We start from the raw sequence: 13,160 nt of genomic DNA, 5'->3' as shown, positions 1-13,160 counted from the left end.
CCGGGGTCCTTCGCGTACGTACGCACCTCCTCCGCTACCAGCGGCCCGGGTCCTCCGCGTCCACTCCGAAGACCGTGCCGTCCGGCGCCGACCCGAAGATCCGGCGCGTGCCCGGGTCGACCACCGGCGCCGGCACGGTCTCCAGGAAGCCGCCGCGCCCCGTGGCCAGCCGCGGCCGGGTCTGCCCCAGCAGCGCCCCGCGCCGGGTGTGCACGGCCAGCAGCCGCCCGTCGGCGGCGCTGAAGTACAGCCGGTCGCCGTCCACCACCGGCTGCGAGCCACGGCTGACCGAGGTCTCCACCGACCACGTCCGCGCGCCGACGGCCTGCAGCGTGCCCCCGTAGGCGAGCAGATAGACCGTGTCGTCCCGCACGGTGGCGAGCGCGTCGTCCAGCGGCGCCGCCAGCCGGTACGTCCGCACCGCGCGGCTGCCGGGGTTGTACCGCACTACCGCCTTGGTGCGGGAGTCCAGCGCCGCCGAGGTCAGGAAGAGTGCGCCGCCGCTGCCGGTCCCGGCCGGAGTGAGCGTCCCGGGCAGCCGCTTCTCCCAGCGGACCGTGCCGTGCGCGAGGCCGACCGCGGTGACGAGGGTGTGGCCGCCGTTCTGCGCGGTGACCGTGTACGCGGTGCCGGTGGCCGCTCCGTACGCGTGGAAGCGGGGCAGCGCGTGCCCGGGGAACGGGCGGCTCCACCGCTGCTCGTGCGTCCGGCTGTCCAGCGCGGTCACGGTTCCGTCCGCCGCGGTGAGCAGCACCGCGTCGCCCACGACGGCGACCTGCCCGTGGTACGCGGAGACGTCCCTGCTCCAGCGGCGGGCGCCCTTGCCGTCCGCCGCCGGATCGAAGGCGTCCAGCCGCTTGCCGTCGGGGGACAGGGCGTACAGCAGACCGCCGGAGAGCATGGGCGCGGCGGGCGGCAGGTCGGTGTCGGAGGCGGGCCCCGAGGGCAGCCGCCACTTCACCGCGCCGTGCTCCGGGTCCAGGCGAGCGGCCCGTACGCCGCGCTGGGTACAGAAGAGCGCGGGCGCGGACGCTGCGCCCTTTGGCGCGAAGGAGCAGAACGGCATCTCGGCGGGGTGCCCGGCGGAACGTTCGAGCAGTGCCGTGCGCCAGGGGTGGAACGGCTCCGCCGCTTCCGTACGGCCGGACTGCCGCACCGGGCCGTCCTCCGGGAGCAGCGCCCGTACGCCGAGGAAGCCGCCCCCGCCGACGACGACGGCCGCGACCGCCGCCCAGACCGCCCAACGGCGGCGGCTGCGGGGCGTGGGGACGTCGGCCGGGGCTGCGGGCGGCCTCGCGCGCACGTGGGTGGGCACGGCCTCGGCGGGCCCGCGCTGGGACGGTATGCGCGGCGCGGGTGCGTCCCAGGTCCGCGGTTCGGGCCCGTCGAGCGTCGAGTCGGGCTCCAGGAGCGACTCCGGGCCCACGGACGGGTCCGTCGCGGGGCCGGAACCCGTGGCGGGCGCCGCGAGCACGGCGGCCGCCGGCGCGTTCAACGGCTCCAGGTGCAGCTCCGTCGGGAGGTCGACGCGGAGCCGGGCCATGAGCTGGCTCGGCGTCGGGCGGTCCGCCGGGTCTTTCGCCAGGCAGCTCCGCAGCAGCGGCGCCAGCTCCTCCGGCACGCCCGCGAGATCCGCCTCGTCGTGCACGACCTGGTACGCGACGAGATACGGGCTCTCCGAATCGAAAGGGCCGCTGCCGGTCGCCGCGTGCACCAGGACCGAACCCAGCGCGAACACATCCGCCGCGGGGCCGACTTCCCGCGGCCGCTGGAACTGTTCGGGCGCCATGAAAGGCGGCGTCCCGATCAATTTGCCGGTTTCCGTCCGCATTTCGCTGTCGGACGGTCGCGAAATGCCGAAATCGATGACTTTCGGGCCGTCCGCCGCCAGCAGGACATTGCTCGGCTTCAGATCGCGGTGCACCACGCCGGCGCGGTGGATGTCGCGCAGCGCTTCCGCCAGTCCGGCGCCCAGTTTCCGTACCTCGTCCAGCGGTAGCGGGCCGTTCCGTTTCACATGCGCGGAAAGCGTGGGCCCGGGAATGTAGAGCGTCGCCATCCACGGCCGCTCACTGTCGGGGTCGGCGTCCACGACCGGCGCCGTGAAAGCCCCGCTGACCCGCCGCGCGGCCGCCACCTCCTGCCTGAACCGGCCCCGGAACTCCGGGTCCTGGGCGAATTCCGCGTGCACGACCTTCACCGCGAGCCGCAGCCCGGACGCCGAACGCGCCAGGTGCACCACGCCCATACCGCCCGAACCGAGCGGCATTTCCAGCCGGTAGTTCCCCGCGTATTCCGGATGTTCCGCTTCCGGTCCGGCGCCGGAACTCCGCAGCGGCGGCATCTCCCCACCCCCGTGTATTCGGCCGCGCAATCGGCCGCAGATGCGACGCTCGGAGCCTAGTGGATACCCGGTGGACGCCGGTTACGGCCCGGGTACGGCTTGCTAGCCTGAGCCCCGTATTCACATGACATTTCACGGGGGGAGTGCGCCATGAGCACACAGGAGAACACCGCCGAGAGCGCGGCCGAAGCGGCCGGCACCGTCGCGGCCTACCGCAGCTATCCCGTCGCGCCGGGCTACCGCCTCAACGTCCGCAGCGGCCCGAGCACCAGCGCCGCGGTCGTCCGCACGCTCCAGGCCGGCTCCTCGGTGCCGATCCGCTGCCAGCGCCACGGCGAGCGGGTCAGCGGCCCGTACGGCAGCAGCGACATCTGGGACTGCATCGGCAGCGGCGAGTACGTCTCGGACGCGTACGTGCAGACCGGGAGCGACGGCTTCGTCGCCCAGCGCTGCACGAGCTGACCGCCGAAGGCGGGGACGCGGGCCGACGGACGGGCCGGCCGCCGGACGGGGCGCGGGCCCGCCCGAGGGGCCGCCGGGGATAATCGAGGCATGAGCGACGAGCACAAGCGCCCGGCCGACGAGCCGGCCGGCCCCGAGCCGGTCGCCATCCGGTTCTTCGGCACGACCTGGGTCCACCACGACGGCGGCTACGCGCTGCGCCGCGCGGGCGTGGCCCTCGGCGCGCTCGTGCTCGCCGCGCTCGGCGCCTTCGTACTGCGCTTCGCCTTCGAGGGCCTGGCCGTCGCCGAGGTCGGCTCGCTGGTGAACGTCCTGATCGTGGTCTGCTTCGCGGTGTGCAGCGCGCTCGCCTTCCGCCGTACGTGGGAGGGGTTCGTCCGGCGCCGCGAGCCGGCTGCCGACCGCGCGGCCGAGAAGGCCGAGAAGTCCGCGCAGAGCCTGATGCTGATCGGTTTCATCGGCTCGCTGCTGGCCTACTTCTGCCGCGCGATCGTCGAGGCGCCCGGCGAGAAGCTGCACCGCGCGGAGTACGAGGCGGCCCGCGAGCGCCACGCCCGTCGGCGCACCGCCCGTACGGGCAACCCCGCGGCCCGCAAACAGGGCGCGAAGGGCGGCGCCAAGGCCGGCTCCAAGGGCAAGAAGCGCCGCTGACCGCCCCAGCGGTGAGCGGTCAGTACGTCCGGCCCGGCTTCCCCTCCCCGTACAGCCAGGCGTCGAACAGACCCGTCAGGTCCTTGTGCGCGTGCTGCTCGCAGAAGGCGATGAAGTCCTTCGACCCGGCGTTGCCGTGCCGGTGCGCGGCGGGCCACTCCTTCAGGATGCGGAAGAACGTCCGGTCGCCGACCGCGTTCCGCAACTGCTGGAGGACCATCGCGCCGCGCTCGTACACCGGGGTGTCCATCACGTTCTCGGCCTTGCCCGGGCGGCCGGGCGGGAAGTCCCACAGCGGGTCGCCCGCGGGCAGCCGGTAGCGCGCGTCGAACTGCTGCTGCGGTGACCTGCCCCCGTCGCGCTCCGCCCACAGCCACTCCGCGTACGTCGCGAAGCCCTCATTGAGCCAGATGTCCTGCCAGGTCTTGGGCGTCACCGAGTCGCCGAACCACTGGTGCGCCGTCTCGTGCACCACGGTCACCTCGTCCGGCGCCCCGGAGTAGATCGGCTTGGTCTGCGTCTCCAGGGCGTAGTCGACGCTCCGGGGCGGGTGGTCGACGATGGCCCCGGCGGAGGAGAAGGGGTACGGACCGAAGACCTTGCTCTCCCAGCTCACGATCTCCGGCAGGCGCGCGAGCGGCCCGGCGCTCTTCGCCGCCTCCTTCGGGTCCACGGCCACGTACAGCGGCACGCCCTGCTTCGTACGGCCGGTGCGCACGCGGAACTTCCCGATGGTGGCGGTCGCGAGGTAGGACGCCATCGGCTCCCCGCTGTGCCAGCGGAAGGTCCGCGCCGCCCCGCCCTTCGCCGCCGCGCGCTCCTTCAACTCACCGTTGGCGACGGCGGTGTAGCCCTTGGGGACGGTGACCGTGATGTCGTACGTGGCCTTGTCGCTCGGGTGGTGATTGCCGGGGAACCAGGTCTGCGACCCGGCCGGCTCGCCCACCACGAACGCCCCGTCCGCCGTGCGGACCCAGCCCTCCTTCGACCCGTCGGGGTCGGCGAAGTCCGTCGGGTGCCCCTCGTACGCGATCGTCGTCCGGAAGGCGCGCCCCTTCGGCAGCGCGCTCGCGGGCCGGACCCGCAGCTTGTCGCCCCGGCGGGAGAACTCCGCCCGCTCGCCGTCCACCTGAACGCCCGTCACCTTCAGGCCGTGCAGGTCGAGGGAGAAGGAGGCCATCCGCTGCCGTGTCTTCGCGGTGAGGCGGGCGGTGGCGTCGAGGCTGCCGTGCCGGACGTCGTAGTCCAGGCCGAGCGCGTAATGGCGTACGTCGTAGCCGCCGTTGCCGAGGGCGGGGAAGAGCGGGTCGCCGAGCGTGTCCCGGCCGTCCACGGCCGTGGTACCGGCGGGGCCGGCCGCGAGGTCGTGGGTGCAGGCGGACAGCAGAAGGGCCACGGACAGGGCGGCGGTCGCGCCGCAGGCGCGCAGGGGCCGGCGTTTCACGGAGAGTCCTGGGGTGGTGTGGGGGACAGGAGAGGTTGCGCTGACCTTATGAGGTCATACGGATTCCTGTATCCCCCTGGCGGCGGGAACGCGTTCCGCCACCAGGGGGACGACCCAGGACGAGGGCCGTCGAGGGCCCTGCTTCAGCGGTGGCGGGTCAGGAGACGGCCCCGCGCACCGGCATGTGGTCGATGCTCACACCGGCCGGTTCGGTCAGCTCACGGCGGCGCTGCTCGGCCCAGCCGAGGAGCGCCGCCTCGCAGGCGTGGTCGAGGTGACGCAGGCCCGAGAGGTCGAGCTGGATCTCGCGGTCGGCGGGCAGCGCCTCCAACTGGTCGAGGAGGCGCGGCAGCCGCAGGAAGGTGGCGTTGCCGACGGCGCGTACGCGGACCGGTCCCGCCGCCGTGGCGGTCGCGGGCTCCGCTTCGTCGAGTACCGGGGCCGCGACGGAACCGCCGCCCTGCACCGACTTGGCCACCACGAGGCTGTGGGCCTGGCTGCCGGGACCACCGTCGACGCCGTCGCCGGACACCTCCAGGTGCACGTGCGAGGTCTCCCAGGCGGTCTTCGCGACCGCCATGAGCAGACCGATCAGGACGCCTTCGAACATGTTGGTGACCACGATGGCGATGGCGGTCGTCGCGAGCACGATGGCCTCGCCACGGTGTTCACGCCACAGCGGACGGATCTCCTTCAGCGGCATCAGCTTCCAGCCCGCGTGCACCAGGACACCGGCCAGCGCCGCCACCGGGATGACGCCCAGCGCGGCCGGGAAGGCCGCAGCGAACACCAGCAGCCAGACGCCGTGCAGGATGCGGGAGAGCTTGGTCTTCGCGCCGGCCGACACATTGGCGGAGCTGCGCACGATGACCGCGGTCATCGGCAGCGCGCCGAGCACACCGCAGACCGCGTTGCCCGCGCCCTGGGCCATCAGCTCCTTGTCGTAGTCCGTCTTCGGCCCGTCGTGCAGCCGGTCCACGGCCGCCGCGCTGAACAGCGACTCGGCGGACGCGATGAGCGTGAAGGCGAGCACCGTACCGATGACGCCGAACTGCGCGACGCGCGCGAAGTCGTCGGCGCCCGGCGGCTGGATGGCGCCCAGCAGGCCCTGTACCTCGACGCGGGCGACCGGCAGGTCGAACGCGAAGACCGCGAGCGTGGCGAGGGCGACCGCGGCGAGCGGCGCGGGCAGGATCTTCGCGCCCTTCTTCCAGCGGGGCCACAGGACGAGGACGGCGATCGTGCCGACGCCGATCGCGAGCGCGGCCAGGGCCGAGTTCGAGCCGACCGTGTCGATGAACAGGTCGGGCAGCCCGCCCAGGTTGGCGAGGCCGCTGCCGGGCGCCTTCGCGTCCGCGAGGGCGTACACCTGACCCGCGATCAGTACCAGACCGATGCCGGCGAGCATGCCCTGCACCACCGCGACCGAGATCGCGCGGAACCACCGGCCGAGCTTGAGTGCGCCCATGGCCAGTTGGAGCAGGCCGGCGACGAGGACGATGATGCCGAGCGCGCCGACGCCGTACTCCTTCACCGCCTCGTAGACGAGCACGGTCAGGCCCGCGGCCGGGCCGCTGACCTGGAGGCTGCTGCCGGGCAGGAAGCCGGTGAGCAGACCGCCCACGATGCCGGTGACCAGGCCGAGTTCGGCGGGTACGCCGGAGGCCACGGCGACGCCGACGCAGAGCGGTACGGCGACGAGGAAGACGACGAGCGAGGCGGTGAAGTCCGCGCGGAAGGTGCCGCGCCGGGGAGCGGGGTCGCCCGGCGGTCCGTCGGCGCCCGGGGGGCCGAGACGGGAGGGGGAGATCCGTTGGACGAAATTGCGCATGAGGATGCCTCCAGCTGGTACCCGCCGGCAGAGCGTGCTGCAGGCAGGAGCTGTTGCGGATGGATGGCTGGATCCGTACGAGCGGGCGTGGGTACGCCAGGTCAGCGGCCGACACCGGGACCGGTCAGGAGCCGGTTCCGGTCAGCCGTGCTGTGGCGGGTACGCCCGTGTGGTGCGGTGCGCGGGCAGGGGGGAAGCCCGTTCTGACATCCCTCAGCAGCGGAAAACACAGAGAGTGAGGGGTATTTGACCGGTTCTCTGCAGTGATTTGGCGTGCGCGCGGGTGAGCGGAACGGTCGGTTCGTGTTCGTCCGCCGGTACGGTGCGGCAGCACACGCACAGGGCACGCGGATCGGGGGGAGTGGGCGGTCCGGCAGAGATGCGGACGGCCCGCCGGAGGTGAGCGGTCTCGGGGCCGACCTCGCCCTCGCTCCCGCCCTTCATGGCGGTGTGCTTGGGCTCGGCGGCGGGGGTGGCCGGCGCGGCCGGTGTGCCGGGTATGGAGCCGTCGTTCGCGGACGCGGCCGCCCGTGTCCCGGTGCCGTTCTGCGCGGGCTCCGCGAAGGCGAAGCCGGCCGTGGTCAGCAGGGCCAGCAGTGCGGCAATGAGAATGGCCAGGGCAGGGCGTATCGCGGTACCCGGCTTCCCCATCGTCGCCTCCTCCGGCGCCCGTGGACAGTCAATTCCATTGTGTCCAAAGACGGCTGCCCCAGGGCAAGTCGGCGTGTAACCGTCAGGTTAACGCGGTGTTATCGGAGCGGAACGATCTTCTCCGAGTGCTCCGGCGGCCGCCGGAGAACGCCCCGAACCACCGCACGCCGGACCCGTCGAACGCTCGGCGGCCCCAGCCAGTGACACAACGTGCACCTTTACCGAACGTCCGCCTCCCACGGCAGGTTCCCCGCGAGCGGGGGTTGACGCCCGGTTCCGGACAGGCGCATATTCAACACATGGTGAATTACGCGTCCGGTGAGACCGGCGGGACCGGCAGGACGAGCGAGGCCACCGAGGCCGGAAAAGCCGGCGTCCCGGCCCTCCCCGCTGTACGCGCCCGCGGGCTCTCAGTGGTCCGCGGCGGCCGGACCGTCCTGGACGCGCTCGCCTTCGACGTCCCGCGCGGCCAGGTCACCGGCCTCCTCGGCCCCTCCGGCTGCGGCAAGACCACGCTCATGCGCGCCATCGCCGGCACCCAGGCACACGTCACCGGCACGCTCGACGTCCTCGGCCGGCCCGCCGGCGAGGCGTCGCTGCGCCCCCGGATCGGTTACGTGACCCAGTCCCCGTCCGTGTACGACGACCTCACCGTCCGCCAGAACCTCGCGTACTTCGCCGAGATCCTGCACCCCGGGCGGACCGCCCGCGCGGCGCGCCGGGCGGCCGTCGACCGCGCCATCGACGACGTGGCCCTGGCCTCGCACGCCGACGTACTCGCCGGGAACCTCTCCGGCGGCCAGCGCAGCCGCGTCTCCCTCGCGGTGGCGCTCCTCGGCGACCCGGAACTGCTGGTACTGGACGAGCCGACCGTCGGCCTCGACCCCGTCCTCCGCCGCGACCTCTGGAATCTCTTCCACACCCTCGCCACCGACCGCGGCGTGACGCTGCTCGTCTCCTCCCACGTCATGGACGAGGCCGAACGCTGCGACCGCCTCCTCCTCATGCGCGAGGGCCGCATCCTGGCGGACGGCTCCCCGGACGAACTGACCGCCCGCACGGGGACTCCGTCGGTGGAGGCGGCTTTCCTGAGGCTGGTGGACGAGGCCACGGCTGACGCTCCCGCGGCTGTGCCTGCTGCGTCCAGTGACGCCGTTCCTGCCCACCCGCACCCCGCCCCCGCGGCGCACCCCGCGGCCTCCGCATCCCGCACCGCGGCCACCACCACCCGCGTCCTGCGCCAGCTCCGTCACGACCCCCGCACCATCGCCCTCATGCTCGTCGTCCCGTGCGCGATGATCGCCCTGCTCCGCTACGTCTTCGACGGCAACCCCCGCACGTTCGACGCCACCGGCGCCTCGCTCCTCGGCATCTTCCCGATGATCACGATGTTCCTGGTGACCTCCATCGCCACCCTGCGCGAACGCACCTCGGGCACGCTCGAACGCCTCCTCGCCATGCCGCTCGGCAAGACCGACCTGATCGCCGGTTACGCCCTCGCCTTCGGCCTGCTCGCCGTCGTCCAATCGGCGCTCGCCACCGCCCTGTCCGTATGGCTGCTGGACCTGGACGTCACCGGCTCCCCCTGGCTCCTGCTCCTGGTGGCCGTCCTGGACGCCCTCCTCGGTACCGCCCTCGGCCTCTTCGTCTCGGCCTTCGCCGCCTCCGAATTCCAGGCCGTCCAATTCCTGCCGGCGGTCCTTTTGCCGCAGCTCCTGCTCTGCGGCCTCTTCACCCCGCGCGACGAAATGCAGCCGGTACTCTCCGGCCTTTCCGACGTCCTCCCGATGTCGTACGCGGTCGACGCCATGAATGAAGTACTCCGCCATTCCGACCCCACCGGCGCCTTCCTCCGCGACGCCGCGATCGTCACCGGCTGCGCCCTCCTGGTGCTTTCCCTGGGCGCCGCCACCCTCCGCCGCCGGACGCGCTGATCCAACGGAATCAAGCAGAACCCACGGGACCATTGGCCAGTCGTCATGTCCCGGGCACTATGACGCCATGGGTAATGGGGAGGGCTCAGCGCCGTACGCGGCGCAGGATGCGGCCGAGTTCAGCGAAGCGATGCGGCGCCTGAAGGAACGCTCCGGCCTGACCTACCGCCAGCTCGAGGAGAAGGCCGCAGGCCAGGGCGAACCCCTGCCGCGCAGCACCCTGGCCAACGCGCTGACCGGCCGGTCGCTGCCACGCCCCGAACTGCTGGCCGCCTTCGTCCGGGCCTGCGGGGAAGGCGACCGGGCCGCGGACTGGGCCCGGGCCCGGAACCTGCTCGCCGACCGCTCCCGGACCGGCACGCCGCCCTCGCCGGTAGCGCCGTCCCCACCGCCACCACCGTCCCCGAAGCCAGGTCTCCGCACCGCATGGCGCGCAGCCCGACGCACCCCCGCCCTCCTTGCCCTCACGGCCCTGCTGACCGCCGCCGCCCTCACCATCGCCACCGTCTGGACGCCGGCCTCCTCCGACCGGGCGCCGGGCACCGCCGCCCCGCCCCTCCCCACCGGCCCGGTACTCCTCCACCCCCTGAGCGCTCCGGACCTGTGCCTGACCGACGGGCACGTCCCGGACGGCCGGTACGACTCCCTCGTGGCCGTGCAGCGGCCGTGCGACGAGGTGGCCCCGCAGCGGACCAGGCTGATCCCGGCGGGCGGCGGGCTGTACCGGATCGAATGGTTCCGCCCCGACCAGGGCAAGGGCTGCCTGGCTGCGCGCTACGAGGGCCCCGCCGCCGGCCTGCTGGAACCCCAGAACGACTGCGGCGGCGCCACCCGCCTCCACGCCGAGCACGCGCCGACCCACGGCAGCACCGCCTACGCCTTCCGCGCAGAAGCCACCCACCGCTGCCTGACCATCAATGCCCCCGCCACCCCCAAATCCCGTGAATCCGGGAAATCCGCGGAAGCCGTTGCGGGCACCGAGGCCGTACTCACCCCTTGCGCCACCCGCCCGAACCAGCTCTTCCGCATCACCAAGACTCCGCTCCCGTCCCAGTAACCACAGCCCTCACAGGCCCCGCCCCTGGCCGCCCACTCGCCCACAACGTGGAACACCCCCGCACGCCCGCCCCGCCCGATGCGACGATGACCGTACGGACAAGGCCCAGGCCCGGCGCAGCGTAGAGGTGAACCGCACCATGACCCAGAAGGTCGCAGTACTCGGTACAGGAAAGATCGGCGAAGCCCTCCTCAGCGGAATGATCCGCGGCGGCTGGTCCCCGTCCGACCTCCTGGTCACCGCCCGCCGCCCCGAGCGCGCCGCCCAGCTCCGCGAGAAGTACGGCGTCGAGACCGTCAGCAACGCGGAGGCCGCCAAGGCCGCCGACACGCTCATCCTCACGGTCAAGCCGCAGGACATGGGCACGCTGCTGGACGAGCTCGCCCCGCACGTCCCCGCCGACCGCCTCGTCATCAGCGGCGCCGCCGGCATCCCGACCTCCTACTTCGAGGAGCGGCTGGCCGCGGACACCGCCGTCGTACGGGTCATGCCGAACACCCCCGCCCTCGTCGACGAAGGCATGTCCGTCATCTCCGCCGGCACCCACGCCACCGACGAACACCTCGCCCACGCCGAGGAGATCTTCGGCCGCGTCGGCAAGACGCTCCGCGTCCCCGAGAGCCAGCAGGACGCCTGCACCGCACTCTCCGGCTCCGGCCCGGCCTACTTCTACTTCCTCGTCGAGGCCATGACCGACGCCGGCATCCTCCTCGGCCTGCCCCGCGACAAGGCGCACGACCTGATCGTGCAGGCCGCCATCGGCGCCGCCGTGATGCTCCGCGACAGCGGCGAGCACCCGGTCAAGCTGCGCGAAAACGTCACCTCGCCGGCCGGCACCACCATCAACGCCATCCGCGAGCTGGAGAACCACGGCGTACGCGCCGCCCTCATCGCCGCCCTGGAGGCAGCCCGAGACCGCAGCCGCGAACTGGCGTCGGGCAACGGCTGACCCACCCCACCGCTGCGGACAACCGCGCCGCCTCTACCCCCCTAGCTGCGGGCAATCGTGCCGCAGGGCGGCACGGGTGGGCGCAGCGGCACCCCCACCGGCGGGAAGCCGAGCACCGCTACGCCCACCACCCACGCGCCCGCGCTACGCCAGCAACCCCACCGCCCGATACGCCGCATCCACCCGCGGCCGAGCCATCCCCCGCGCCCGTTCCGCGCCGGCCCGCAGCACCCCGTCCACATAAGACGGATCCGCCGCCAACCCCGCATGCCGCTCCCGCACCGGCCGCAACACCTCCACCACCGCCTCAGCCGTGTCCTTCTTCAGCGCACCGTAAGAGTCGTATTCCTCCGCCAGCCCCCGCGGATCGCGACCCGTACACGCCGCCAGCACATCCAGCAGATTCGCGATCCCGGGCCGCTCCTCCCGGTCGTACACGACATCGCTGCCCGCATCCGTGACGGCCCGCATCACCTTCTTGCGCACCGCCTCCGGCTCATCCAGCAGATAGATGATCCCCGCCGTCCGGGCACGCGACTTCCCCATCTTCACCGTCGGCTCCTGCAGATCCATCACCCGCGCCGCCACCGCCGGAAGCGTCGCCCTCGGCACCACGAACGTCTGCCCGTACCGCTGGTTGAACCGGACCGCCAGAGCCCGTGTGAGCTCCACGTGCTGCGCCTGGTCCTCACCCACAGGCACCTCATCCGTCCCGTACGCCAGGATGTCCGCCGCCATCAGTGCCGGATACGTCAGCAGCGACAGCCGTACGCTCCCGCCCCGCTCGCGCTCCCGCGCGGCCTTCTCCTTGTACTGGATCATGCGCCGCATCTCGCCGTCCGTGGCCGTGCACTCCATCAGGTACGACAGCCGCGCGTGCTCATCCACCTGGCTCTGCACGAATACCGTGCACCGCTCGGGGTCCAGCCCGGCGGCCAGCAACAACGTCGCCGCCTGCCGAGTGAGCCGCCGCACCCGCGCCGGATCGTGGTCGACGGTCAGCGCATGCAGGTCGACCACGCAGAACAGCGCGTCCGCCCGGTACTGGTCCTCCGCGACCCAGCGCCGCATCGCCCCGAGGTAATTGCCCAGCGTCAGGTGCCCCGTCGGCTGCACACCACTGAAGATCCGCGTCATTTCCGGTCCCCTTGCCTGCTCGGTCGCTCACGACCTGTCAGTCGATCGCGTACGTGGAGACCGCCGCACCGATCCGACCGGCCGGCTGCGGGAGGGAGAAACGCGAACGGCCGCCGGAGGCGGCGGCCGTGATCATGCATGCGCTGTGGTCGGCCGCCGTCAGGCGGGCCACCACTGCTGTACGAGCGCACGCGTATGCATGGCCCTCACGGTACTGTCCAGACCGCCGCCAGGCACGGGTTTGAACGAACTCGGAGCCTCGTGTAGTGTCCTCCGAGTTGCCACGGAGCCAACCAGCTCCCGGCAGCCACTCACGCCGCCCGGCGGCAACCCATTACTGCACGGCCTTCCTTCGGGAACAATTTCGGCATGCCGAAATTCAACCGACCGGCTCGATTATGAACCGGCAGCGGAAACCGCTAAAGTAGTGGACACGCCGGAAACGCGACAGAGAAATTCTGCCGCTGACACGGCGGGCCCGCCGACAGGGCTCGGAAACAAATTCGGACTGGAAACGGACCGGACGAGGATCTGGTAAAGTCGGAAACGCCGAAAGGGAAAGCCCGAAAGGGCCGGACCGGAAAGCAACCCCGCTCCAACAGGGGCCGGATCACCGAAAAGGATCTGGTAAGGTTGGAACCGCGAAGAAGCCGAAAGGCCGAAACGCACCGGCGAAAATCGGGCCCGCAAGGATCTGATA

Annotated in this window: 10 protein-coding genes and 1 pseudogene; 6 read left to right on the top strand and 5 right to left on the bottom strand. The window is 72.3% G+C overall.

The window, feature by feature from the left end:
- Positions 1 to 34: 34 nt before the first annotated feature.
- Positions 35 to 2,344, bottom strand: a complete 2,310-nt coding sequence (locus tag IG84_RS0118770; protein ID WP_031058398.1) for a protein kinase domain-containing protein — start codon at positions 2,342 to 2,344, stop codon at positions 35 to 37.
- A gap of 150 nt (positions 2,345 to 2,494) precedes the next feature.
- Between IG84_RS0118770 and IG84_RS0118765 the strand changes: the two genes are divergently transcribed.
- Positions 2,495 to 2,806, top strand: coding sequence for an SH3 domain-containing protein (locus IG84_RS0118765; RefSeq protein WP_031058395.1), 312 nt, complete (start codon positions 2,495 to 2,497; stop codon positions 2,804 to 2,806).
- Positions 2,807 to 2,896: 90 nt separating this feature from the next.
- Positions 2,897 to 3,457, top strand: a complete 561-nt coding sequence (locus IG84_RS0118760; protein ID WP_031058394.1) for a membrane protein — start codon at positions 2,897 to 2,899, stop codon at positions 3,455 to 3,457.
- Between the two features lie 19 nt (positions 3,458 to 3,476).
- Here IG84_RS0118760 and IG84_RS0118755 read toward each other — a convergent pair whose 3' ends face one another.
- From IG84_RS0118755 to IG84_RS0118745, 3 genes are all read right to left on the bottom strand, one after another.
- Positions 3,477 to 4,901 (bottom strand): M1 family metallopeptidase, encoded by a 1,425-nt coding sequence (locus tag IG84_RS0118755; RefSeq protein WP_031058392.1) that lies wholly within the window; start codon positions 4,899 to 4,901, stop codon positions 3,477 to 3,479.
- A 157-nt stretch (positions 4,902 to 5,058) separates the two neighbouring features.
- Entirely contained in the window at positions 5,059 to 6,732 is a 1,674-nt protein-coding gene (locus IG84_RS38070; protein ID WP_063761816.1) for a SulP family inorganic anion transporter, read from the bottom strand.
- A 213-nt stretch (positions 6,733 to 6,945) separates the two neighbouring features.
- Complete coding sequence (locus IG84_RS0118745) at positions 6,946 to 7,383, bottom strand: hypothetical protein (protein WP_031058389.1); 438 nt, start codon at positions 7,381 to 7,383, stop codon at positions 6,946 to 6,948.
- A gap of 299 nt (positions 7,384 to 7,682) precedes the next feature.
- Between IG84_RS0118745 and IG84_RS41845 the strand changes: the two are divergent.
- The 4 genes and pseudogenes from IG84_RS41845 to proC all read left to right on the top strand — a co-directional run.
- Positions 7,683 to 8,336: pseudogene (locus tag IG84_RS41845) on the top strand (ABC transporter ATP-binding protein); the annotation flags it as partial.
- A gap of 177 nt (positions 8,337 to 8,513) precedes the next feature.
- Positions 8,514 to 9,317: an ABC transporter permease gene (locus IG84_RS41840; RefSeq protein WP_051862005.1), complete on the top strand. Its 804-nt coding sequence runs from the start codon at positions 8,514 to 8,516 to the stop codon at positions 9,315 to 9,317.
- A gap of 67 nt (positions 9,318 to 9,384) precedes the next feature.
- Positions 9,385 to 10,374 carry a helix-turn-helix domain-containing protein gene (locus IG84_RS0118735; RefSeq protein WP_031058385.1) on the top strand — a complete coding sequence of 330 codons (990 nt, stop codon included), beginning with the start codon at positions 9,385 to 9,387 and terminating at the stop codon, positions 10,372 to 10,374.
- Positions 10,375 to 10,513: 139 nt separating this feature from the next.
- Complete coding sequence (gene proC / locus IG84_RS0118730) at positions 10,514 to 11,323, top strand: pyrroline-5-carboxylate reductase (protein WP_031058382.1); 810 nt, start codon at positions 10,514 to 10,516, stop codon at positions 11,321 to 11,323.
- Between the two features lie 144 nt (positions 11,324 to 11,467).
- Here the strand turns inward: proC and trpS are convergent, their stop codons facing one another.
- A complete protein-coding gene (gene trpS, locus IG84_RS0118725) occupies positions 11,468 to 12,460 on the bottom strand; it encodes a tryptophan--tRNA ligase (RefSeq protein WP_031058379.1) in 993 nt (330 codons plus the stop codon).
- Between the last annotated feature and the right edge of the window lie 700 nt (positions 12,461 to 13,160).

Origin of the sequence: Streptomyces ochraceiscleroticus (assembly GCF_000720485.1) — a bacterium.
GTDB classification, from domain to species: Bacteria; Actinomycetota; Actinomycetes; order Streptomycetales; family Streptomycetaceae; genus Streptomyces; species Streptomyces ochraceiscleroticus.
The sequence above is the reverse complement of the archived record's forward strand: the minus strand, read 5'-3'. Positions and strand labels throughout refer to the sequence as shown.